Source organism: Psychrobacillus sp. L4 (assembly GCF_042944905.1).
GTDB lineage: Bacteria > Bacillota > Bacilli > Bacillales_A > Planococcaceae > Psychrobacillus.
The window spans coordinates 934,620-957,444 of the sequence record NZ_CP168496.1; the positions used below are offsets into that span (position 1 = coordinate 934,620).

19 protein-coding genes are annotated in these 22,825 nt (G+C 36.9%); 14 read left to right on the forward strand and 5 right to left on the reverse strand.

Annotated features, from left to right (window positions below; translation table 11 throughout):
* The first annotated feature begins 76 nt into the window (after positions 1-76).
* Entirely contained in the window at positions 77-514 is a 438-nt protein-coding gene (locus ACEPXG_RS04400) for a HEAT repeat domain-containing protein (protein ID WP_391207886.1), read from the forward strand.
* A gap of 75 nt (positions 515-589) precedes the next feature.
* Here ACEPXG_RS04400 and ACEPXG_RS04405 read toward each other — a convergent pair whose 3' ends face one another.
* Positions 590-1,327 (reverse strand): IclR family transcriptional regulator, encoded by a 738-nt coding sequence (locus ACEPXG_RS04405; RefSeq protein ID WP_391207888.1) that lies wholly within the window; start codon positions 1,325-1,327, stop codon positions 590-592.
* Between the two features lie 165 nt (positions 1,328-1,492).
* Between ACEPXG_RS04405 and ACEPXG_RS04410 the strand changes: the two genes are divergently transcribed.
* The 6 genes from ACEPXG_RS04410 to ACEPXG_RS04435 all read left to right on the forward strand — a co-directional run bounded on the left by ACEPXG_RS04410 (position 1,493) and on the right by ACEPXG_RS04435 (position 8,830).
* Positions 1,493-2,365, forward strand: a complete 873-nt coding sequence (locus tag ACEPXG_RS04410; RefSeq protein ID WP_391207890.1) for a dimethylarginine dimethylaminohydrolase family protein — start codon at positions 1,493-1,495, stop codon at positions 2,363-2,365.
* A 14-nt stretch (positions 2,366-2,379) separates the two neighbouring features.
* The gene (locus ACEPXG_RS04415) at positions 2,380-3,147 is read left to right on the forward strand and encodes a dimethylarginine dimethylaminohydrolase family protein (RefSeq protein WP_391207892.1); all 768 of its coding nucleotides are present in this window, start codon (positions 2,380-2,382) and stop codon (positions 3,145-3,147) included.
* Positions 3,148-3,289: 142 nt separating this feature from the next.
* Positions 3,290-4,687, forward strand: coding sequence for an amino acid permease (locus ACEPXG_RS04420; RefSeq protein ID WP_391207894.1), 1,398 nt, complete (start codon positions 3,290-3,292; stop codon positions 4,685-4,687).
* A 101-nt stretch (positions 4,688-4,788) separates the two neighbouring features.
* On the forward strand, positions 4,789-6,387 hold the full coding sequence (locus tag ACEPXG_RS04425) for a M20/M25/M40 family metallo-hydrolase (protein WP_391207896.1): 1,599 nt from the start codon (positions 4,789-4,791) through the stop codon (positions 6,385-6,387).
* A 300-nt stretch (positions 6,388-6,687) separates the two neighbouring features.
* Positions 6,688-8,070: an NADP-specific glutamate dehydrogenase gene (gene gdhA, locus ACEPXG_RS04430; protein ID WP_391207898.1), complete on the forward strand. Its 1,383-nt coding sequence runs from the start codon at positions 6,688-6,690 to the stop codon at positions 8,068-8,070.
* Between the two features lie 274 nt (positions 8,071-8,344).
* Positions 8,345-8,830 (forward strand): C40 family peptidase, encoded by a 486-nt coding sequence (locus ACEPXG_RS04435; RefSeq protein ID WP_391207900.1) that lies wholly within the window; start codon positions 8,345-8,347, stop codon positions 8,828-8,830.
* Between the two features lie 57 nt (positions 8,831-8,887).
* Here the strand turns inward: ACEPXG_RS04435 and ACEPXG_RS04440 are convergent, their stop codons facing one another.
* The gene (locus ACEPXG_RS04440; protein ID WP_391207903.1) at positions 8,888-9,970 is read right to left on the reverse strand and encodes a CdaR family transcriptional regulator; all 1,083 of its coding nucleotides are present in this window, start codon (positions 9,968-9,970) and stop codon (positions 8,888-8,890) included.
* A gap of 126 nt (positions 9,971-10,096) precedes the next feature.
* On the opposite strand from ACEPXG_RS04440, the gene ACEPXG_RS04445 reads away from it, so the two are divergent.
* On the forward strand, positions 10,097-11,227 hold the full coding sequence (locus ACEPXG_RS04445) for a glycerate kinase (RefSeq protein WP_391207905.1): 1,131 nt from the start codon (positions 10,097-10,099) through the stop codon (positions 11,225-11,227).
* Between the two features lie 15 nt (positions 11,228-11,242).
* On the forward strand, positions 11,243-12,586 hold the full coding sequence (locus ACEPXG_RS04450) for a GntP family permease (protein ID WP_391207907.1): 1,344 nt from the start codon (positions 11,243-11,245) through the stop codon (positions 12,584-12,586).
* A gap of 120 nt (positions 12,587-12,706) precedes the next feature.
* Here ACEPXG_RS04450 and ACEPXG_RS04455 read toward each other — a convergent pair whose 3' ends face one another.
* Complete coding sequence (locus tag ACEPXG_RS04455; RefSeq protein WP_391207909.1) at positions 12,707-14,182, reverse strand: S-layer homology domain-containing protein; 1,476 nt, start codon at positions 14,180-14,182, stop codon at positions 12,707-12,709.
* 82 nt (positions 14,183-14,264) lie between these two features.
* The gene (locus ACEPXG_RS04460) at positions 14,265-15,890 is read right to left on the reverse strand and encodes a hypothetical protein (protein WP_391207910.1); all 1,626 of its coding nucleotides are present in this window, start codon (positions 15,888-15,890) and stop codon (positions 14,265-14,267) included.
* 300 nt (positions 15,891-16,190) lie between these two features.
* Between ACEPXG_RS04460 and ACEPXG_RS04465 the strand changes: the two genes are divergently transcribed.
* Positions 16,191-17,261, forward strand: a complete 1,071-nt coding sequence (locus ACEPXG_RS04465) for a branched-chain amino acid aminotransferase (protein WP_391207912.1) — start codon at positions 16,191-16,193, stop codon at positions 17,259-17,261.
* A 268-nt stretch (positions 17,262-17,529) separates the two neighbouring features.
* Positions 17,530-18,327, forward strand: a complete 798-nt coding sequence (locus ACEPXG_RS04470; protein WP_391207915.1) for a gamma-glutamyl-gamma-aminobutyrate hydrolase family protein — start codon at positions 17,530-17,532, stop codon at positions 18,325-18,327.
* A gap of 15 nt (positions 18,328-18,342) precedes the next feature.
* On the opposite strand, the gene ACEPXG_RS04475 is transcribed toward ACEPXG_RS04470, so the two are convergent.
* On the reverse strand, positions 18,343-18,948 hold the full coding sequence (locus ACEPXG_RS04475; protein WP_391207917.1) for a transposase: 606 nt from the start codon (positions 18,946-18,948) through the stop codon (positions 18,343-18,345).
* A gap of 341 nt (positions 18,949-19,289) precedes the next feature.
* On the opposite strand from ACEPXG_RS04475, the gene ACEPXG_RS04480 reads away from it, so the two are divergent.
* Genes ACEPXG_RS04480 through ACEPXG_RS04490 form a run of 3 tightly spaced genes read left to right on the forward strand, consistent with a single transcriptional unit; the run spans position 19,290 to position 22,492 of the window.
* Positions 19,290-19,997 (forward strand): response regulator transcription factor, encoded by a 708-nt coding sequence (locus tag ACEPXG_RS04480; RefSeq protein WP_391207919.1) that lies wholly within the window; start codon positions 19,290-19,292, stop codon positions 19,995-19,997.
* Positions 19,987-21,330 carry an ATP-binding protein gene (locus ACEPXG_RS04485; RefSeq protein ID WP_391207921.1) on the forward strand — a complete coding sequence of 448 codons (1,344 nt, stop codon included), beginning with the start codon at positions 19,987-19,989 and terminating at the stop codon, positions 21,328-21,330. The genes ACEPXG_RS04480 and ACEPXG_RS04485 overlap by 11 nt, the downstream gene beginning before the upstream one ends.
* 58 nt (positions 21,331-21,388) lie before the next feature.
* A complete protein-coding gene (locus ACEPXG_RS04490) occupies positions 21,389-22,492 on the forward strand; it encodes a PepSY domain-containing protein (protein ID WP_391207923.1) in 1,104 nt (367 codons plus the stop codon).
* Positions 22,493-22,825: the final 333 nt, after the last annotated feature.

A 22,825-nucleotide genomic window follows, 5' to 3' on the forward strand; every position in this document is an offset into this window, starting at 1 on the left:
GATTTCTACAGATAAACGAGTTAAATTGATAAATCGATCATCTCATATAAACAGAAATAGAAGGAGTTTGGAGTATTTGAGTAAAAAAATTATTAAAGATGAGTTGCCAGAGAATTATGAGGAACTAAAAAAAGCAGTCAATCGCACTGCTAGTTGGAGAGCACGTTACGATGCAGTAGAGGAATTAGGGAGATATAATACGAGCCAAGTTATTGATATTTTGAACACAAGATTAGCAAATGATCCTGTTTATAAAATTCAAGAAGAAGCTTATCGTATACTAATTGATTTTGGACAAGATGTTCAATTACCTGCTCGCAAAAAATTTGAAATAGTCAAAGGGGCAAATAAAGTTTTCTTACGTGTGAAGAAAAGTTTGCCGAAAGACCATACATTTGAAGAATTCGCTACAAAACTAAAGAGAATGCGAATCGATGTATACGACACATATGAAGGCGAAAGAGGCCTTGAATGGTTAGAAAACGAATGGACTAACATAGTAACTAACAAGTAAAATATGAAATTTGTGAATCTGTGTTACAAGTATATTACAGGTGCCTGGCACCCGTAATATACTTGTAACACTTTTTTAATGGCTAGATACTAGTTTTTGTGAGATTCGATTGCCTGTTTCGATTGCTTTTTTTGCTAGAAATTCGAGTCGTTCATCTGTGAGGTTGAAGCTGACGACTCCTATGCTAATGGCTCCAATAACTTGGCCGAAGCTGTCTTTTATGGATACTGCAACTGAGGATGTGCCTTCCGTTCTTTCGGAGTGGCTTGTTGCGTATCCTTGTTTTTTTATTTGATCGAATGTTTTTTTCATTTCAGTCATTTGGTCTTCAGATACGAGTTGGGACAAAATACTTTCCGCTTTGGCTGCTGGCATAGCTGCTAGCATCGATTTATTTGCAGCACCGATATTCATTGGTATGCGCAAACCCATTTGATCATAAATTCGAATAGGATTGTTTGGGCTATCAATTCTTTCTACAATAATTGCTTCTGTCCCTAGCGGCTTACTTAAATAGACACTTTCCTCTACTTCTTTAGATAATTGTTCAATTTCCGGTCTAATTTTGCTGATGTAATCAATTGAGTCATACACTTGTAGACCGTATTCCAACCAAATTACACCGAGTTTGTAAGTTTTCAGTTGTTCATCCTGCTCTACCATTCCTTGTTTCATCATTGCTTGAAGTAATCTGTGCATTGTACTGAGAGGAAGTTCGCATAGTTTGGAAAGATCAGAAATTGTTACACCTTTCTCTGTTGCATGTGCTGCTAACACTTTCGCAACAGTCATCGCTCGGATGATCGATTGCATGGAATGCACCTCCTAAATAGTATGGGAAATAAACTTACTATTTCAATATAATTAAAAAATAAAATTCTAAATATATTGACATTGTAACATATTGCATTTATATTTTAAATATAAACTTTCCGATATTCGGAAACGTTTTCCACTCAATGGAAAAGAGGGATTGAAATGACCTATAATTCATCTATGTTTAGAAAGTTAGACCGTGTAATTGTCAAACATCCAAATGAAGCATTTATTAGTCAAGCACATTTGACTGATCAATGGACAGTATTTAATTACTTACAAGAACCAAACTTTGAAGAAGCGGTACTTGAGTATAAAGGATTCATCGACATATTAGAAAAGCATGTACCTCAAATCGATTATCTTCCAGCAGCAGACTCAGTCGGCTTAGATTCTATCTACGCACATGATCCAGTTAAATTCACACCAGCCGGAGCCATTATTTTAAAATCTGGCAAAAAATTAAGACAACCAGAAGCTATTGTTTATAAAGAGTTTTTACAAGAAAAAGAGATTCCTATTATTGGCGAGTTAACAGGAGATGCAGTATCCGATGGTGGAGATATCGTTTGGTTAGATGATAAAACACTTGTTGTAGGTCGCGGTTACCGTACAAATGACGAAGCAATTCGCCAATTAAAAGAAATGACTGCTCCGTATGTAGATGAGTTCATCGTTGTGCAGCTTCCACATGATCAAGGTGAAGCAGAATGTCTACATCTTATGTCTTTCATTAGCATGGTTGATAAAGATTTAGCAGTAGTGCATTCACCATTAATGCCAGTGTTCTTCCGCCAACTATTAATCGAACGTGGAATCCAATTAGTGGAAGTACCAAAAGCAGAATACGACACACTTGGATGTAATGTATTGGCTCTTGCACCACGAGTTTGTGTGATTGTAGAAGGAAATGATTCCACAAAACAACAACTGCTAGATGCTGGTGCAACAGTTTATGAATATAAAGGGCAAGAAATAAGTGTATTAGGTACAGGTGGGCCAACATGTTTGACAAGTCCAGTTGTAAGAAACTAAAGGAGGAAAATAAAATGAGTATATTTAAAAATGTGATCGCAAAAACACCAGGAAAGAGCTATGTAGGAGGATTAACTACATCAGATTTAGGGACACCGGATTACGATAAATTATTAGTGCAACATGAGGCTTATATTGAAGCGTTGAAAAAGTGTGGAGTGGAAGTAACACTTCTTTCTCCAAGCGAAGAATTTCCAGATTCTACATTTGTAGAAGATGCAGCTGTACTTACAACTGATTTTGCTGTCGTTACAAATCCCGGTGCAGATTCTCGAAACGGTGAAATTGTCGAAATTGAAAGCGCTTTAAAAGACTTTTATAAGAAGTTTCATTATATTAAAGCCCCTGGAACACTTGATGGAGGAGATATTCTTCAAGCAGAAAATTGTTTCTATATTGGTATTTCTGAACGTACAAATGAAGAAGGCGCTCGCCAATTAAAAGAAATTCTAGAAGGAGAAGGTTTCGAAGCAACAATCATTCCACTTGAAAAATTCTTCCACCTAAAAACGGGCATTGCTTATTTAGGTAACAACAAAATGGTCGTAGCAGGTGAATTTGTTGATCATCCCGCATTTGATTCATACGAAAAAATCGTCATCGGCAAAGAAGATGAGTACTCTGCAAACTGTATTCGTGTAAACGACTATGTCATTATTCCACAAGGATATAGCGAAACGAAACGCAAAATCAATGAAGCAGGTTTCGAAACAATCGAATTAGATATGTCTGAAGTTAGAAAACAAGACGGCGGACTTAGCTGTTTATCACTAAGATTCTAAACTAAAGAGAAATAAAGACAAATATATCTCAGAATTATTACAGGTGCCAGGCACCCGAAACAAACCCGAAACAAATTTGGAAAAATTCTAGAACTATTGAATATGGTTAGTTGGGTGCCTGGGATAAATGGGGGAAAGTGTTATGTCAAAAGTAGGGGATCAAGCAGTACAAGGTGATTTATTGAACCGTTCGATGAAAAGCCGTCATTTATTTATGCTTTCCCTTGGGGGAGTAATTGGGACAGGCCTATTTTTAAATGCAGGTTATACGATTAATCAAGCTGGTCCAGGTGGTGCCATCCTTGGATACTTATTTGGCGGTTTGATCTTATATATGGTAATGATTTGTTTAGGAGAACTTGCTGTTTACATGCCGGTAACTGGTTCATTTCAAACGTATGCAACTCGTTTTATAAGTCCGTCTGCAGGATTTTCGCTTGGATGGATGTATTTTGTAGGTTCGGCTGCTACAGCAGGGGTGGAGTTTACCGCCGCTGGAATACTTATGAAGCATTGGTTTCCTGATGTTCCTGTTTGGATATGGTGTGCTCTATTTATGGTTTTATTATTTGCGTTAAATGCCTTATCAACTAGAGCTTTTGCGGAAACAGAGTTTTGGTTAGCCGGTATTAAAGTAGTTGCGGTAATTTTGTTTATTGTTATTGGGGTTGGAGCAATTTTCGGTCTTATTCCACTGGAAGATAGAGTGACTCCAGCGCTTACTAACTTGGCACCTTCCGGATTATTTCCAGCAGGAATCGCCATTGTTTTTGTGACGATGATGAACGTTATTTTCTCCTACCAAGGTTCAGAGATGGTTGGGATTGCTGCAGGGGAAACGGAAGATCCTCAAAAAAATATTCCAAAAGCAATAAGTACAATTTTAATAAGAATCATTGTGTTTTATATTGCATCTATTATCGTTTTGTCTGCAATTTTTCCAGCTTCAGAACTTGGTTTATTGGAAAGCCCATTTGTTACATTAATGAATTTAGCTGGTATTCCGTATGCAGGTAGCATTATGAACTTTGTCATTTTAACGGCAATTTTGTCTGTTGGGAATTCATGCTTATATGCATCTACTCGATTACTATGGTCAATGGCTAAAGAAGGAATGGCACCAAAAATGTTTGGTCGTCTTTCTAAGCGAAAAGTGCCTTTAAATGCATTAATTTTCACGATGGTTTTCTCTTTATTTTCTTTATTAACTAGCGTAATGGAAGCAGATGCAGTGTTCGTCTTATTAATGTCGATCGCAGGTATTGCAGTTACTATTTCATGGATGGGTATCGCGACTTCACAGTTAATGTTCCGTCGAAAATATTTAAAAGATGGTGGACAATTAGCCGAATTAAAATATAAAGTTCCCTTTTATCCATTAATACCGCTAGTTTGTATTGGATTTTGCCTGATGATTCTAGTATTTTTAGCATTCGATCCAGAACAAAGAATTGGTCTATACTATGGGGTAGGTTTTTTCATAGCTTGTATGCTATTCTATAAATTGAGATTAGAGAAAAAGAATAAAAAGTCAGCATAAGAAATAATTAGGTGCCAGGCACGACACAATCGGACGCAGCTCCAAGCATTCAGAACAGTGTCAGTGTCTGGCATTATAACTATGTAAGGGAGAAATTCGAGATGAATCAATTATTTTGGGAAACACCAGAAAAGCTTCGAGCATTGTTATGTGAACTTGTTAGTTGGAATAGTATAACGCTTACAGAAGGCGAAACAAAGTTCGCTCCAAAAGTGATAGATAAGTTGAAAGAACTAACGTATTTTCAAGAGCATCCAAGCCATTTGCAGATGCATGATGCAGGACTTGGAAGACATGCTGTCACTGCTTTATATAAACATCCTGAGGCTACGGAGACAGTTGTCCTTATCAGTCATTTTGATACTGTTCAGACGGAAGAGTACGGAGTTTTAGAACCGCTAGCCTATTTTCCAGAGGAATTAACAAAAAAGCTAATGGAAAATCCAACTGATTTACCAGAGTCTGCTCGTATCGATTTGGAAACTGGTAAGTATTTATTTGGTCGAGGCACGATGGATATGAAAATGGGATTAGCGCTTCATATGCAACTTATTGAAAGAGCGAGTATGGAAGAATGGCCGATCAATCTTATATTAACTACTGTTCCAGATGAGGAAGTAAACTCTGCGGGTATGCGTGCAGCAGTAACACAGCTAGTTCGTATTCGAGAGGAATTCGGTTTAACGTATAAATTATTCTTAAATAGTGAGCCTTGTTTTTCTCAAAGTCCAACAGATATTGATGAATATATTTATTCTGGAACTATTGGAAAGATTATGCCTGCTGCTTTATTTTACGGAAAAGAAACGCATGTTGGGGAGCCGATGAAAGGAATGACGGCGAACTATATTGCATCTTATTTGACACAACGTATGGAATGGAATACGTTATTCCGCGAGACGGATCTGGGTGAAAGCACGCCACTTCCTGTTTCATTGCAGCAAAAAGATTTAAAAATGTCGTATTCGACGCAAACTCCTTATCGAGCAGTGGCGTTGTATAACGTGTTTTTATTGAAACGTACAGCAAATGAAGTGATGGATCTTTTCGATCAAGTAGCAACGGAAGCAATGGATGAGCTAAATAAGAATTACCAAGTGATTTGCGAACGCGAGCAAGTAAAAGGGGTAGGGCAAGTGAAGGTTCTTCGTTATGAAGAACTACTTGCATATGCCAATAAAAAATTAGGTGTGGAAGAAGTGGAGCGATTGAAACTAGAGTCACTTCAGCAGGAAGATTGGGACGATCGAGAAAAATCACTACGCATCGTGGATGATTTAATGATTCAGTGCCAAGAGTTGGCTCCTGCAACCGTTATCCTATTCGCACCTCCTTATTACCCAGCGGTAAATACGTCCAATCATCCGCTTGTAATAGAAGCGGTAGATCTAATGAAACAATCGGCGCAAACGTTTAACAACACAGTCAAGCAAATTCACTATTTCAATGGTATTTGTGATTTAAGTTATGTCAATTACGAGGACGAGGGCAATGGCTGGACGGCTTTCGAAAGTAACACGCCAGTTTGGGGCGACACATACAGCATTCCATTTGAAGATATGTCTCAACTAAAAGGTCCAGTATTAAATGTAGGACCATTCGGAAAAGATGCACACCAAAAAACAGAACGTCTACACGTGGATAGCGCATTCGTCGAATTGCCTGTCATGTTAGAAACACTCATAAAAAGCTTATACTAAAAGAAAAAGTGACTCCGAAGCATAATGCTTGGAGTCACTTTTTTTCGTTGAAATAAATAGAAATAAATAGAAATCAATAGAAATCAATAGATTATTACAAGATTGTTACTGGTGCCTGGCACCAGCAACAATCTTGTAACAAAGGGAGCTAGTAAGCCACTCTGAGGGTTTTGCTTGCGGCGAAACGCATATTTATAGTTCTAAATGAATATTTATAATAAATATGCAAATATTGTTGAATGTTTTTTGAATATTCGAGATAATGAAGATAGCCATAAGGAAGGGGAGGGGAGAATAACGATGGAAATGCAAAGAAATGTGGATATCGAACAAAGAAATAGAGCAAATGATTATGTACATGAAGTTTACGAGTTAGTGAAGAAACGCAATCCAGGGGAGAAAGAGTTCTTACAAGCGACTCGTGAAATTTTTGATTCCCTTCGCCCAGTATTTTTAAAGCATCCTAAGTTTATTCATAATGGGATTTTAGAACGTATTACGGAACCTGATCGGGTTATTACTTTTCGTGTATCTTGGGAAGATGATACTGGTAAAGTGCAAGTAAATCGCGGTTTCCGTGTGCAATTTAACAATAGTATGGGGCCATATAAAGGCGGGATTCGTTTTCATCCTACTGTGAACAGCAGTATTATGAAGTTTCTTGCTTTTGAACAGACCTTTAAAAATGCACTAACTGGTCAACCGATTGGTGGGGGCAAGGGTGGCTCTGATTTCGATCCTAAAGGTAAGTCGGAGCGCGAGATTATGCGTTTCACACAAAGTTTTATTACAGAACTGAGTAAATATATAGGCGCTGATATGGATGTTCCAGCGGGAGATATAGGTGTTGGAAAAAGAGAAATTGGGTATATGTTTGGGCAGTACAATCGTTTAAAAGGCGGTTATGAGGCGGGGGTATTCACAGGAAAAGATCCCAATCATGGAGGAAGCTTAGGAAGAAAAGAAGCAACTGGTTATGGTTGTGTTTATTTTGTAGAAGAAATGTTGAAGGAAATAGGAGATAGTTTTGCAGGGAAAAATGTTATTGTCTCCGGTTCAGGGAATGTGGCGACATATGCGATGGAAAAAGCGATTGAGCTTGGAGCTAAAGTGCTTGCTTGTAGTGACTCGAACGGCTATATTTTTGATCCGAATGGAATAGATGTCGGTACCGTTATTCAATTGAAAGAATTGGATAATAAAAGAATACAGGAGTACACTAATTTTCATAAGCTAGCGACATATCATGAAGGTTGCACAGGCATTTGGTCGGTTCCATGTGATATCGCATTGCCTTGTGCCACGCAGAATGAACTTGAAGAGATAGATGCTTCATTACTCATCAAAAATGGGGTAAAGGCTGTCGGAGAAGGAGCTAATATGCCTTGTACAGAGAAAGCAATTCTTGCATTTCAAGCAAATGGTGTATTATTTGGACCAGCAAAGGCAGCAAATGCTGGCGGGGTGGCGGTTTCAGCAATGGAAATGTCACAGAATAGTATGCGTCTATCTTGGACGGTAGAAGAAGTAGATGACAAGTTGAAAATTATTATGAAGAATATTTATACAAGTTGCCATGATGCAGCAACGAGTTTTGGGTATCCAGGCAATCTAGTGGTGGGTGCGAATATAGCTGGTTTTTTAAAGGTAGCAGAAGCGATGGTTTCACACGGGATACATTAATAAGGTAGGATCGTTCCGACTGTCAATTGTTGACAAGGGGCGATTTTTTTTGAATGTATTTGCATTTTACATAGTAATTATCCAACTTCTGCACAAGTATGCATTTTGGATCAAACAAATTTTCGAATAGTATTAGACGTTTTATGTAATAGTTTTGTTACACAACTGTAAAGCCACTGTGTTTCGGTTCGTGTTAGTATGGGTATAGAGAAATTTTCAAACAATATTTGTTAGAACGTTTTTCTAAAAAACAGCTTTTGGAGGAACATGAGATTTGACTTCTTTGTTTAAAAAAATCATTACCATCTTTAGTTTAACTGTAGTTTTAGCCGCGGGAACATTTGCAGGAAATACAGAGGCAGCAAGCTCTGTAGCATCGACTCAAATCGTATCGAGTGCGAAAAGTCTAGTAGGAATTAAATATCGTACTGGTGGAACAACGAAGGCAGGATTTGATTGCTCCGGATACGTCGGGTATGTTTACAAACAACACGGAGTTTATTTACCAAGAACAGCAGCAGGAATCTACAGCACAGGAACTTCCGTGAAAAAATCGAATTTAGCAGTGGGAGACCTAGTTTTCTTTAACACAACAGGAAAAGGTGTATCTCATGTTGGCATGTACATAGGTAGTGGGAAATTTATTCATGCTTCGACATCAAAAGGTGTTCGAGTGGATAAATTAAATGACCCATATTACTGGGGTTCAAAATACGTTGGAGCTAAAAAAGTAGCGAAGGTAGAAGTTGCTAGAAGATAATAACTAAAAAGATACAACCGTTTCGGCTAATATGCTGAAACGGTTTTTTAATTCATTTTATTTTGGAGTATAGCACCACAGAGCAATTTGTAAGACGATGGCATCTTGGAAAACAGATGGATTGTAGCCGGTTAACTCACAAATTTTCTTCAGTCGATACGTCAGTGTATGTCGGTGAATATCCAAGGTCTCCGCACATATTGCAAGTTGTTGGTTACAATTAAAAAATTCTTGTAAAGTTTGAAGTAGTTTCTCGTTTAATTCTTTTAAAACACGATTTGCAAAGTGTTGTGCTTCTTTTGAATTGCGCTTTTTAAATAAAGCATACTGTTCAACCTCTTCGAAATAGGTGATGTTTTTATTTGAAGTTCCCTCTTCTAAAGCAATTTTAGCTGTTTGATAAGCATAATGAACTTCTTCAAGCGAGTGGACGACTTGACCAACTCCAATTGGTAGGGAGCTATATTTCTTTAAATTGGAAACTAGCAAGGAAATTTTATGTTTAAATGATTTTTCGTGTAGACCAGCAATTAGAATGAAATGCTCATTTAATTGATAATGTCCTACTAAGATAGAGTCACCCTGAAAAAAGTATTCGATTCCTTGCAAGATGGACTGATATGATTTAGACTCGGGATTAATTTCTAGCATAATGGCATAAAAGGGTGCTTTATTTAAAAATCCTATTTTATTTATTCGCTCATAGATGACTTTTTGAAGTGGTTGACCACTCATTAATTCTTCAAACACCATTTCTTGCATTTTACGTTTCCATTCTCTTTCCGATACGATCAGTGCTTGATGTACCATCATTTCGGTTGTGAGTTGAACCAATGTAGCTATTTCTTCCATTTCTTCGGGATCTCCTGTAATGCCTATGATACCGACTAATTCTTTTTGAAAAAATATAGGCAAATTAATGCCAGGCTTTGTCCTTGGAAATAAGTGTCTATTTTCTTCCGTAATCCATAAAGGCTTTTTCGTTTCTGCAACGACAACGGCTCCTTCATGTATACTATCTACTCGCAATTCATCTCCGGAGGCAAGTATCATTCCATTTGTTTGAATAACATTAATATTTCGATGCAGTCGTAACATTGTTTGGTCGACAATTTGGTTGGCAATCTGTTTTGTAATCATATAACCTCCCGAAAGTATAAAAATAGCGGGATTATAATCCAATATTTTTATACTTTAAGTATAATGTAAATCTTCTAAATAGTCACTATACTTCAATGTAAGCGCTTAAGTAAAGGAGGTGTTTACGTGAAAATCATTGTTAGTCCTGATTCTTTTAAAGGTTCGTTAACAGCAACAGAAGCTGCTCAAGAAATTTCTGCAGGAATAAAAGAAATTGACCCTATGATTGAGACTGTACTATTACCTATAGCAGATGGTGGAGAAGGTACTCTTGAGCCACTTATCAATGCTACGAATGGACAAACTGTTTATGTCGCAGTGCATGATCCGATCGGTCGCCCAATTTATGTCGAATATGGTGTACTAGGAGATGGAGAAACATGTGTCATTGAAATGGCGAAAGCTTCTGGTTTAACACTACTTAAGGAGCACGAAAAAAATCCACTCATAGCATCTACTTTTGGAACAGGTGAATTAATCCGCCATGCATTGGATAACGGGTATCGAAAGTTTGTCGTTGGTATCGGCGGAAGTGCAACAAATGATGGTGGAACAGGAATGCTTCAAGCGTTGGGAATGAAATTTCGAAATGAAGTAGGGGAGGAAATTGCACAAGGGGCAGGTTCATTAAAAGATCTTGTTGAAATTGACGTCCTGAGTTTTGATCAGCGGATACAGGAATCACACTTTATCATTGCTTGTGATGTGGACAATCCATTTATCGGACCAACTGGAGCTACTGCTATTTTCGGACCGCAAAAAGGAGTCACCCCTGATTTAGTAGGAAAGTTAGATGAAAATCTATTAAATTTAGCAAATAAAGTGGAAAGTCTAACTGGTATCTCACTTCATGATCAACCCGGAGCAGGTGCAGCAGGGGGGCTAGGCGGTGCTTTTCTAGCATTTTTTCCAGTTGAATTAAAACCAGGCATAGAAGTAGTCATGAAAGCAATTGGCTTTCACCGACAAATAGAAAATGCAGATTTCATCTTTACTGGAGAAGGAAAATCAGATCTTCAAACTCTTTCTGGCAAGGCGCCTATCGGAATCGCAAACGCTGCAAAAAAGCAAGGCATACCAGTTGTATTAATAGCAGGTTTTATTGAACAAGAAAGTATTTCGCAATTATATCCATATTTTTATAAGCTCGCGAGTGTAGCGGATGGTACTATTTCACAAGAAGAATCGATCAGCAATGCTGCATATTATTTACGTTTGAAAACGAAGGAAATGATGAAATCTATTTTAGCAAAATAAAAAGGGGTGTATCAAATGTTATTTTTAGTGATTTTTCTTGGTGTAGTTTTAGTTGTCGTGGCAACGGCTGTGTTCAAGCTTCATCCGTTTTTAGCTTTATTAATTAGTGCGTTTTTTGTTGGTATTGCTTCTGGAATGCCATTACTGACTGTTGTGGAAAATGTAAATACCGGTTTCGGCGGACTCATGACGAATATCGGTCTAGTAATTGTTGCAGGTACAATTATTGGGGTTATATTAGAGAAATCTGGTGCTGCTTATCGTATGGCAGAAGTGGTTCTTCGTGTTTTAGGGGAAAAGCGACCACAGCTTGCGATGTCTATTATCGGATACATCGTTTCCATACCAGTATTTTGTGATTCAGGTTTTATTATTCTATCAAGCTTGAAAAAATCTTTAGCAAAACGTGCAAAGGTGAAAGTCGCTTCCATGACGATTGCTTTATCAACAGGTTTATTTGCAACACATACGCTTGTTCCTCCAACTCCTGGTCCGATTGCGGCTGCAGGGAATATCGGGGCTTCTGATTATTTAGGAACAATCATTTTAGTAGGATTATTTGTAGCAATTCCAGCAGTTATTGTAGGATATCTTTGGGCAATAAAAGTAGGCACGAAAATTGATGTGGAAGCGGATCACGAGGAAGCACTGGATTATGACGAAGTAATCAAATCTTTCGGCAAAATGCCTTCTACTTTTAAATCGTTCCTTCCAATTATTTTGCCAATCTTGTTAATCGGAATTGGATCTGTAGCTGCACTAACTGGCAGTGAATCTGGATTTACCAATTTCTTACGGTTTTTAGGGGCTCCAACTGTAGCGTTACTATTTGGTGTGTTGGCAGCATTTTTATTATTACCTGAAATTAGTGAAAAAACATTGTCTGGATGGATTGGGGAAAGCTTGAAAGAAGCAGCTCCTATTCTGTTAATAACCGGTGCTGGTGGATCATTTGGTACTGTAATTAAAAATTCAGGCGTCGCTGATCAATTGCAACAAATGGACTTAGGAGCACTTGCAAACGGTGCATTATTCTTACTTGTACCATTCCTAATTGCAGCAGCACTAAAAACTGCACAAGGTTCATCCACAGCGGCACTTGTAATAACGTCGTCATTAACTGCACCAATGTTACCTACTTTAGGTATTGAAGGAGCAATGCCACTTGCACTAGTTGTTATGGCAATTGGAGCCGGTGCGATGACAGTGAGCCACGTGAACGACAGCTACTTCTGGGTCGTTACACAGTTCAGCGGAATGAAAGTAACCGATGCATACAAAGCACAAACAATGGCAACCTTACTACAAGGTATCACAACAATCGTAGTAACCATGATCCTTTGGTTAATATTCGTATAATTACAAATTTGTTACGGGTGCCAGGCACCCGTAACAAATTTGTAACAAAGTATTTTAGTTACACGCTGGAAAATAAAAACACCCCAGATACTTTTAGGGTATCTGAGGTGTTTTCGTTTGCTAGTTAAAGTATAGCATGTCATCGCGGTAGTTTTGTTTTAAGTCGGATTCTAAGAAGTTTAAGTAACGTACAAGAAGTTGTGATGCTTTTCCTCTAGTTAATACTTCATTTGCGTTAATACGGTTCTTCTTGTCCGGCTCAATAAGTCCAAGCTCACTTGCGACGTAGATACTGTCTTTTGCTTCTTTCGGAATTTTGTTATCATCGATAAAGTGTGTTTTATACCCAGGACTTGGGGCACGACTTTCCAGTCCCAATGAGCGAACGATAATGGTAGCAGCCTGTGCTCGTGTGATAGAGTCCTTTGCACCAAATTTCTTTGCATTAACTGGGCTTACAATGCTTTTATTTAATGCACTTTCGATATATCCATAGTTAGGATCTTTTGGATCTAGGTCTTCAAATAACGGTTTTTTTACGGTATTCTTCTTTGTTGTTTTTTCTTCTAGAACACGTAAATCAACTGCTTTTGCAACACTTATCGTAAACTGATCTTTTTTCATGGCAGCGTCAGGTGAAAAGAAGTTGCTAGATTCATCGAAAATACCAAGTGAATATAGTTTTTCAATATTAGGTTTTGACCAGTGATTCGCAATGTCTCGGAATTTTGGAACAATGAGACGCTCTATTTTCGGTGCTTTTTCTTTGTTTAAATAAAAATTACCAATAGTCGGACCGGAATCATAGAGATTACGGAAAGGAATATTGTACGTATATTCCGAAATCATATTGGAGGAGCTAATCACGGCATGACCACCAACAAAGCTTGAAAGAGTTGGCGTATGTGGTTCATATTCCAACACTCTAGATTTACTATCAGATACTTTGCTTGTTACAAATGCTGTACCTTCAGGAGTCTCTATTTCATAATCTACAAATTGAGTGTCTGTAGAACCCCAGAAGTTTTTATAACCAACATCTCGACCTGTCATATAAACAGTAATTTTGTCATTCAATGTTGTCTTACCGACTTTGGAGCTTTTTAGATAAATTTTTCGAGCGATCACATTTCCCGAATAGTAATCGGTAGCAGGTCGATTATCAATGACGGAGCTTTGTGAAAATCGATAGTCATCTAGTGTATATGTACTTTTATCGGCCATTGCTATTTTTTCCGTATAACTCTTTACTATTGTGTTGGAAGTTGTTTGTCCTTTTGTTTCATAGTTTTTTAAGTCTGAAACGTACACAACGTTGCGTGTTAATTTATCTCCATGTTCACTTGTTAATGTAAACTTATAGGTAGATGTCAATTGGTTTTTACTTTCTTTTTCTGTGACGGTCGCTTTTCCGGTAAATTTAAGCGGATAGCCAGCTAAGAAAAATACTTCTTCGTACATATATTCGTCTAAAATCCCCCCGTTGAAATCAGGAACTTTTGCGAATGCGCTTGGAGTTACTAATGTAAGAGCTAATAAAATTGGTGCTAGTAAAATAGAAAGTCTCTTCATCTGGTGTTTAAATGGAATATTCATTTGGATAGTTCATACCTCTTTCCAGTTTTGATTGTCATAATGAAAGGCATGTAAATAAATGATTCACATGCCCACATCGACATTAATCGACTAAAATAATTCGTGCTTTTGCGTAGGATTCATGAATGATAAATAATCGATCATTCTCGTTTACCATATCTATAGAAATAACTTTACCTTCTTTAATAAAAGTAGTTTGGCTGATATCTAAATTATTAATTGGATTAATAGTTGTCCAATATCCGTTCTTCCATTGGCTTACATCTTTCAAATCAGCATAGGAGTATGACTTAGATTGCAATCGTCCAACTGAAACGAAAGGAGCAGGACTACCACTACCAATTATGTGAGCGGCTACCACATGATTATCCTTTACATAGAAATAAGCATATTTGTTCGTGCTATACGTAAAGTTCTTAGTGGAACTATTATAATCCTCTACGACAACAGTATCATTACTAATATTCAAATTTGCATAAGAAGTAGCGTACCAAGAATTATTTAAAAGCTTGCTTGTATTCGTTAGTAGTAATCGGTTGGAACCAACGTTGCTAATTTGTCCAAAGTACACTTCATGGTTTGACAAGCTTGGACTTTGGAAACCATCGTTTGTAATTTGAATAATATTTGCGTATTGAGATGAGCTTCCACCGTTCGTGATTACATATGCATCGCCACTTTGTGATAGTGCACTAGGATCAACTAAACGTCCGTTCCGAATAATGATAGTACCTTTATGATAAGAAATACTTCCGGTACTAGAAAGTCTAATCTTTTGTGCAGAAGTATCAACCGAATTCAACTTCTCTTGGATGGTTCGTTCGTTTGATTGCTTAATAATAATTTTTTGAATAACTTCTTTACCTAGTTGATTGATCGTTACATAGTAAACTTCATTATTTACATAGGAACGTAATTGAGATGGATCGATTGTTTTATTTCCTACGTAAATGGGTGTCTTCGCTGTGAATGGTTTCGAAGTAATTCCTTTTGATGCTGAATTGACTAATTGCCAGTCCCAGTTTTGAAAAACTTTCTCATCTTTCACTAGAAGCTTCTTTTGGTTTGCATCTATTTGTTGGATTGTTCCTTTGTATAAATGTTCCACTTGAATCCCTTCGACAATTACTTCAATGGATGCAAGTGTATTAGAATCGAAGTCTGTAAGGTTAAGTTTAACGCGATCTCCCTCAAACAAAACGCTTAAATCTACGAGTTTAGACTCTTTAAAGACTTGCGTATGTTGAACCAAATAAAATCTTTTCGATTGCTTATTCTTTAAATTAATTGCGATAAACTTGCCATTTCTATCAATTTCATTCACTGTGCCAGTTAAATATTCGCCTATTGCATTGGAATTTCCTTGAGGAATATCCGCGAAGCCACGAAGTTCTGTTACTTTTCCTAAATCTACCGATGCCTGAATCCACAATCCTTCTTTAAATGCATCTATCGTTGTAGAAGTCGAATTAATAAAAAGTGGCGTATATTTATCAATTTTTAATGTAATGGTTTTACCGTTATCATTAATCAATGTAATTTTCGTTAATTTTTTTTCTTTTGTTTTGTTACTTAACACAACTTCTTCATAAGTAGCATCCACGAACATTCCATCTACTAGCGTAGACGCATTCGCAGAAAAGGGGATGGAGAAGGTTGTGAACAATAAAACAATTAAGGTGAGTATGTATGTAAAAAACTTCAACAAATTAAAATGCCTCCTATCTAATGGTATTTTTCTATATACATGGTATATCGGAAGTAAATCGCCAATTGTTATATGAATAGGAGAATTCCTTGTTTAATAAATGAAGACAGTAAAAAGAAAGAAGAACATAGTCTACGAAAAGCAAGTGTCTGCCACCATAAATATAAATGAACGAAATTTTTGAAAATTAATTTTGAAAAGGTGTTTCTAATTTATAAAAAAGTAGTATAATTGCATATAATATATTGCACATAAATATAGTTGCAATAATAACTTTTATTGATAGGGGAAAAGTACGTCATGAGTAATCTAAAAATTCAAATTACTAAAAATGAAAACAAAAAAGAAAAAGTGCCGGCCGATCAACTGATTTTCGGTAGAACCTTTACGGATCATATGTTTATAGCAGATTATACGGAAGGTATAGGCTGGCATGACCACAGAATTATCCCTTATCAACCAATTACTTTAGATCCATCTGCGACTATATTTCACTATGGGCAAACTGTTTTTGAAGGTATGAAAGCGTATTTATCAAATGATGGTATTGTTCGTTTATTCCGACCAGAAGAAAATATGAAGCGTATGAATAATTCCTGTGACCGCATGAGCATGGCGAAAATAGATGAAGAACAGGCACTTGAGGCACTGAAGCAATTAATAGAGGTTGATAAAGAATGGATTCCTTCTGAACCAGGGACATCCTTATATATTCGTCCATTCATGATTGCAACTGAGTCACATTTAGGCGTTTCTGCTGCTCTTACTTATAGTTTCATCATCATCATGTCTCCTGTTGGTTCTTATTATAAAGAGGGTATTCATCCAGTGAAAATTCTTGTGGAAAGCGAGTATGTTCGTGCTGTTGCAGGCGGTACTGGTACTGCAAAAACTGCGGGTAATTATGCGTCAAGCTTAAAAGCACAAGAAGTAGCTGATCTCGGAGGGTATGCACAAGTTCTTTGGTTAGATGGTATTGAACGTAAATATATAGAAGAAGTAGGAAGCATGAATGTATTTTTCAAAATTGGTGGCGAAGTTGTAACTCCTGCTTTAAATGGTAGTATTTTAGATGGGATTACACGAAAATCGATTATTCAATTGTTGAAACATTGGGATGTTCCAGTCACGGAGCGTAAAGTTTCAATGGAGGAAATTCGCGAAGCCTACCGAACAGGCAAGTTAGATGAAGCTTTTGGAACTGGCACAGCAGCGGTCATTTCTCCAATAGGAGAACTTCGTTGGAAAGGTGAATTATTTTACGTGAATAATGGTGAAACAGGGGAGCTTTCAAAAAAGCTATATGATACATTAACTGGCATTCAAAAGGGGACTGTACAAGATCCATTTGGTTGGGTAGTTGAACTATAAGGGTTTGCTTTTTTCGGCACATGTTTTTCATGCGACAAGTAATCATAGGAGCACAAGTTTTTCCTGCGACGAGTAATCGCAGGAGCACATGTTTGTAGCTGGACAAATATACGCAGAAGCAATTACAAATAAGCATAGTTAATTTAATAGATTTGTTGGCTTCTGATATTCAATAGCCAGGCTCATAGGTAATGAATCATGTATTTTAGACCCTTTGGAATAGAAAACTTAAGATGTTAACAACTTGTTGATTTTGGGGGAATGGAAAATGAAACCACTTATTGGAATTTGCGCAAACTATTTATCAGATGATGCTATTGGTATGGAAGTAGGAATTGGAGCTGTCCAGCAAGAATGGCAATTACTTGCAGATGATTATATAGTTGCAATTGAACGTGCTGGAGGGGTGCCAGTAATCCTACCGATTACAAGGGATTTGGAGACATTAACACCACTTTTGCAAAAGTTAGACGGCATTTTATTCTCGGGAGGATCGGATATTGATCCAAACTATTACGGTGAATACCCTCGATTCGGTTTAGGATTAATTGAGCCAAGACGCGATAATCATGAAGTGAAGCTGGCTCAAAAAATTTTATTTGAAACAGCATTACCTGTGCTAGGAATATGCCGAGGTATGCAACTGTTAAACGTTGCAACAGGTGGAACGCTTTATCAAGATTTAGAGTCCCAAAAGCCTGAAGGGATTAATCATTCTGTACCTAAAGCGGTACGACATTATCCTTTTCATCCTGTGAAAATTGAAAAAGGGTCTACCCTCCACGCTATTTACAAAACAGAGGAAATTGGGGTAAACAGCTTTCACCATCAAGCAGTGAAAGAATTGGGTAAAGGATTTAAAACTTCAATGACTGCTCCAGACGGAATCGTGGAAGCCATTGAATGGGAACAAGATCGCTTTGTTGTAGCGGTACAGTGGCATCCGGAAATGATGGAAGGTCCTTTGGCAACAATTCGTCCGATTTTCAATGCTTTTGTGCAAGAATGTAAAACAGCAGCTCATCAAATTCACTTTAAAGCTGATACTGCCGAAATTATTGCTTAATATTAGGGTCCTCTCTTATGTCAAAACTCCTTGACTTTGAGGGGACTTTTCTTCTTCAATAGGGAGACGGAAGTTTTCACAATAGCTACAGTAATCGCTATCTTTAATTTCAGGATAAGTTTCTATAATAGAAGGAAGTAATTTCGTATTCAAAAAAGGATACGGTGATTCTGTTTCCAGTACATAATACTTATATGAACTATAACTATAGTTTTCCATTTTGTAGGCTATGAAACCTTTTGTATTAATTGGATTTTGGTGAATATAGCTGCTCACATTCAATAGACTAATTGGGTCTGACACCATGCTAGCAAAATAGCGAGTTTCATATAGTTGTCCATAATAATTATATTTTCTTTTAAAATACTCCGAATACCTTTTATTAACTATTGCCATGATATTTGATAATGGAACTTCTGGAGAACGGATCAGCAGATGATAATGATTATTCATCACGCAATACGCAATAATGGTAAAAGGATATTTTGAATTCGCTTTATAAAGTGCACGGAAAAACAATGCAAAATCCCCATCATTTAAAAATATATTTTGCCGATTATTTCCCCTCATCGTTACATGATAATAAATTTCTGGTTGCCAAATCCTTCTCATTCTTCCCATTCAAACTACACCTCCAACGTATTTCATTCACCATATAACAAAACTATATTTAGCACAATTGTCACAATTTGCGTTTTCCTGAGACAATTTACTTTTGGTAAGCAGAACCGCTCAAAAATACAGTTCTCCTCATGAAAAACCGCTCAAAATAAAATTTCTGACATATCCCATTTTTCCAATATGTCGAAATAAGTTCTCCCCAACCAATAGTTAAATCACCGTAAAATGGATCTATCATTACAAGAGTGTTACTAGTGCCAGGCACCAGTAACACTCTTGTATAGATTCAAACCAGGCGTTTGTGTTGTGTGATAGAATAAGGGGAAAAGAGGGGGATTCGGATGAAGGAGCAGGTTTTAATTATTGAGGATGAGGAGAACATTGCACGCGTTTTGCAATTGGAGCTGGAGTTCGAAGGATACGAGGTCGAAATCGCGTACACCGGTACAGATGGTCTAATTAAGTATCGAGAGAAGTCGTGGGATTTAATACTATTGGATCTAATGCTACCTGGCCTGAATGGGCTGGATGTTCTGAGGAGAATAAGAGCGACGGAATCTGATACGCCTGTTATTTTATTGACAGCTAAAAGTGAGATAGAGGATAAGGTGTCTGGTCTCGATCTTGGAGCAAATGATTATGTAACGAAGCCGTTTGAAATTGAAGAGCTTCTAGCGCGTGTTCGTTCCTCCATTCGATTTTCAAAATCTGCCGCAACACCATTAATAAAGGACGAGAATGTGCACATATTTGAATCGCTCATGCTAAACGAGCAAACTCGTGAAATATGTAGAGATGGACAATCGATTAATCTGACGCCTCGTGAATATGATTTATTGCTTTACTTAATGAAACACCCGCATCAAGTGCTAACTAGAGAACAGCTTTTAGATGCAGTATGGGGTTTTGATTATTACGGAGATACAAATGTTGTGGATGTTTACATACGATATGTTCGAAAAAAAATTGAAGAAAATCAGAAATCTTCTCTTATTCAAACTGTTCGTGGGGTTGGCTATGTTTTGAAGGAGCAAAAGAATGAGGCTTAATACGAAAATACACCTATTTTCAACATTTCTTACTCTACTTATTTTAAGTATGATGAATATAGGTGTTTATTTTATTTTTGAAAAAATGGCTTATGATACAGAATATAACCAGCTTAACATGGAAGCTGATGAGTTGATTAAGGCATTAAGTAAAATGGAAGTGGAGGACGATGCTGCAACCATTTTACGGACTTTCATTCCTTCTAAAGGTGCTATTCGTGTGAATGATAGTAAAGGAGAAATGAAATTGTTTGTTCAATCGGTGAATAATGTGAATAATTATCAACCGAAGTTTAAAGCTGGCGAGCGATATTCAATTGGCACTTTTCAAGGAATACCTATTTTATCTATTAGCAAGCCGGTTATATGGGCGGACGGGGAAGTTAAAGAAGTTCAGACAATGAAACTACTAGTAGAAGTGAATAAAAATCTAGATTTTCTGCAACTCATATTAGTAGGGGTTACATTAGCAGGTATGCTCCTTATGGCAATTTCTAGTATTATGCTTGGTAAAATTATAACTGGTCCAATAAAAAAGTTAATAAATACGATGTCACAAAGTAGAGTGTCTGGGAAATATAAAAAAATCTCAGTTCCAGCAAACGGAAAAGATGAAATGGCGCAAATGGGGATTTCATTTAATGAAATGATGGAACAACTGGAACTAAACTATAACAAACAAGAACAGTTTGTTTCGGATGCTTCCCACGAATTAAAAACGCCATTAACCGTTATTGAGAGCTATGCAAAATTACTATCTCGACACGGCTTTCGTAATGCGGAGATAGCAAATGAATCTGTTCAAGCAATTATTAGTGAAACAAGTAGGATGAAAGAAATGATTTCACAAATGCTTTTATTAGCTAAGAGTAATGAGCAATTAGTTCGTTCTACTGAAGTGGTAGATGTTTTTGAACTCGTCGAAACTACGTTACAGTCTATGCGCACTGCATATAATAGGAAGTTTTTATTGAAAGGCGAAGGTCCCATCCATGCAAACACAGATTTAGAACAATTAAGACAATTGCTTTTCATCCTATTAGATAATGCTCGGAAGTATAGTGAAAAAGAAATTAAAACGACTATTTTAAAGAATGAGCAGGGAACAAAAATATCTATTATGGATTATGGAAATGGAATTCCTAAAAAAGATTTGGAGCATATTTACAACCGTTTTTACCGAGTAGATGAAGACCGAAATAGGAAAACTGGCGGGACTGGTCTTGGTATGGCAATTGCTAAAGACATAGCAGCTCGAATTTCTGTTGAACTCAGTATTGAAAGTGTTGTAGGTTTTGGTACAACTATTCACATTTTAATTCCGAAAGATTAAATTCTCAGCAATTTTTAATGTTGATGAAGTATGATATTTTGGAGGAGGGAAAGCGTGAATGAAGTTTATCAAAACAAAAGGATTTCTATCCGTTTTTATTACGATAATAGTGGCTTTTGGGATAGGAATTCTACTGAATATCACACATAATAAACAGTCGATATCTGAAAATGAAATCCGCTCCCAACTCGAGCAAATGTATGATGCAGAAGTTGCTGGTGTAACGATGAATCAAGATATTTACAAGGCGGTTATTACAAAAAGTGGCGTTTTTTATTTGGTAGAAATGAATGCAGTCACCGGTGATGTATATTCCCTTGAAAAAACGAATGAATTTGCCATTGATCAACAAAGCGATGTAAGTAAAGATTCGGCTGAGGGTGTGGAGGAAAATACACTGGAAATTCTAGAACAACCTTTACTGGAAAGCAGCGATGAAACCAACTCCACGGCAAAGGTAGAAACAGTAAAGCTTCCTACGAAAATTGTTATCACCAAAAAATACCAAAATGAAATTATGAAATCAGAAATAACCCAACCACAAAAATCAGTTGTAATGATTGCTCCAAAAGGTTTGAAATCTATACAGACAAAAGTGGAAGAAAAAGCAACTGAAGAAAAGCAGTTTAAAGAAGAAAAACCAAATAAAGCAGTTATAAAAGATGTTTTAAAGTCAGAGTCATCTAAAACAGACGAAACAAAAGTAGAAAAAGATGACGTGTCAAACCTGGAACAAACAAAAACAGAAGTTGCTAAAACGGAAATAGTGAAGGAAGAATCCGCACTATTAGAAACTCCCAAAACAGAGGACGCAAAGGCAGAAGAACAACAAACATCACCTATCAAATCTTTAATGATTCAATCGGATGCAAAGAAACCAGATGCGGACTCGAAAAAACCAGATACTGATTCGAAGAATGATAAGGCACCAACCGTTCTGATCTCAGAAGAACAAGCGATTAAAACTGCTCAACAACAGATTAAAGGTACCGTTGAAAGTAATTCATTTGTTAAAACAAATGAAGGTGGTTACTATTTAATTGTAATGAAAGCATCCTTATCGGATAGTGAATCAAAAGAAGGCACTAAAACAAAACAAAGTAAAGCGACGATTCAAGTACATGCTATTTCGGGTAAAATACTTTCAGTTACATGGGAATAAAAAACTCTCATCAAATTCTAATAAAACTCTATCTGTATTCTCATTTAAGTGATTTACTATTAGATTAACAAGTAAATAGTTTATAAAGTTGATGAACGAGCTTAGAAGGAAGCAAGTTCAGAAAACATTTGAATAATAATAGGGGAATTAATCAACGGGGATTAAAGCGATAACAACAAAGCGAAGTAGACGAAAGATTATTACGGCGATTTAAATAAAACCATTCCCTTGAGCGATAACAAGGAAGTGAAGTATAAAACACCTTACTCTACCATTCCCCGTAGAATAAGGTGTTTTTTTATAGATCTTATTATTACAAATTCGTTACGGGTG

What these genes read in the sequence shown, in the direction of transcription:
- ACEPXG_RS04450 (WP_391207907.1), top strand. Translation starts at nt 11,243, where the DNA reads ATGTTATTTTTAGTGATTTTTCTTGGTGTAGTTTTAGTTGTCGTGGCA.
- ACEPXG_RS04470 (WP_391207915.1), top strand. Translation starts at nt 17,530, where the DNA reads ATGAAACCACTTATTGGAATTTGCGCAAACTATTTATCAGATGATGCT.
- ACEPXG_RS04440 (WP_391207903.1), bottom strand. Translation starts at nt 9,970, where the DNA reads ATGATTACAAAACAGATTGCCAACCAAATTGTCGACCAAACAATGTTA.
- gdhA (WP_391207898.1), top strand. Translation starts at nt 6,688, where the DNA reads ATGGAAATGCAAAGAAATGTGGATATCGAACAAAGAAATAGAGCAAAT.
- ACEPXG_RS04475 (WP_391207917.1), bottom strand. Translation starts at nt 18,948, where the DNA reads ATGGGAAGAATGAGAAGGATTTGGCAACCAGAAATTTATTATCATGTA.
- ACEPXG_RS04415 (WP_391207892.1), top strand. Translation starts at nt 2,380, where the DNA reads ATGAGTATATTTAAAAATGTGATCGCAAAAACACCAGGAAAGAGCTAT.
- ACEPXG_RS04420 (WP_391207894.1), top strand. Translation starts at nt 3,290, where the DNA reads ATGTCAAAAGTAGGGGATCAAGCAGTACAAGGTGATTTATTGAACCGT.
- ACEPXG_RS04410 (WP_391207890.1), top strand. Translation starts at nt 1,493, where the DNA reads ATGACCTATAATTCATCTATGTTTAGAAAGTTAGACCGTGTAATTGTC.
- ACEPXG_RS04455 (WP_391207909.1), bottom strand. Translation starts at nt 14,182, where the DNA reads ATGAATATTCCATTTAAACACCAGATGAAGAGACTTTCTATTTTACTA.
- ACEPXG_RS04465 (WP_391207912.1), top strand. Translation starts at nt 16,191, where the DNA reads ATGAGTAATCTAAAAATTCAAATTACTAAAAATGAAAACAAAAAAGAA.
- ACEPXG_RS04405 (WP_391207888.1), bottom strand. Translation starts at nt 1,327, where the DNA reads ATGCAATCGATCATCCGAGCGATGACTGTTGCGAAAGTGTTAGCAGCA.
- ACEPXG_RS04485 (WP_391207921.1), top strand. Translation starts at nt 19,987, where the DNA reads ATGAGGCTTAATACGAAAATACACCTATTTTCAACATTTCTTACTCTA.
- ACEPXG_RS04480 (WP_391207919.1), top strand. Translation starts at nt 19,290, where the DNA reads ATGAAGGAGCAGGTTTTAATTATTGAGGATGAGGAGAACATTGCACGC.
- ACEPXG_RS04425 (WP_391207896.1), top strand. Translation starts at nt 4,789, where the DNA reads ATGAATCAATTATTTTGGGAAACACCAGAAAAGCTTCGAGCATTGTTA.
- ACEPXG_RS04490 (WP_391207923.1), top strand. Translation starts at nt 21,389, where the DNA reads ATGAAGTTTATCAAAACAAAAGGATTTCTATCCGTTTTTATTACGATA.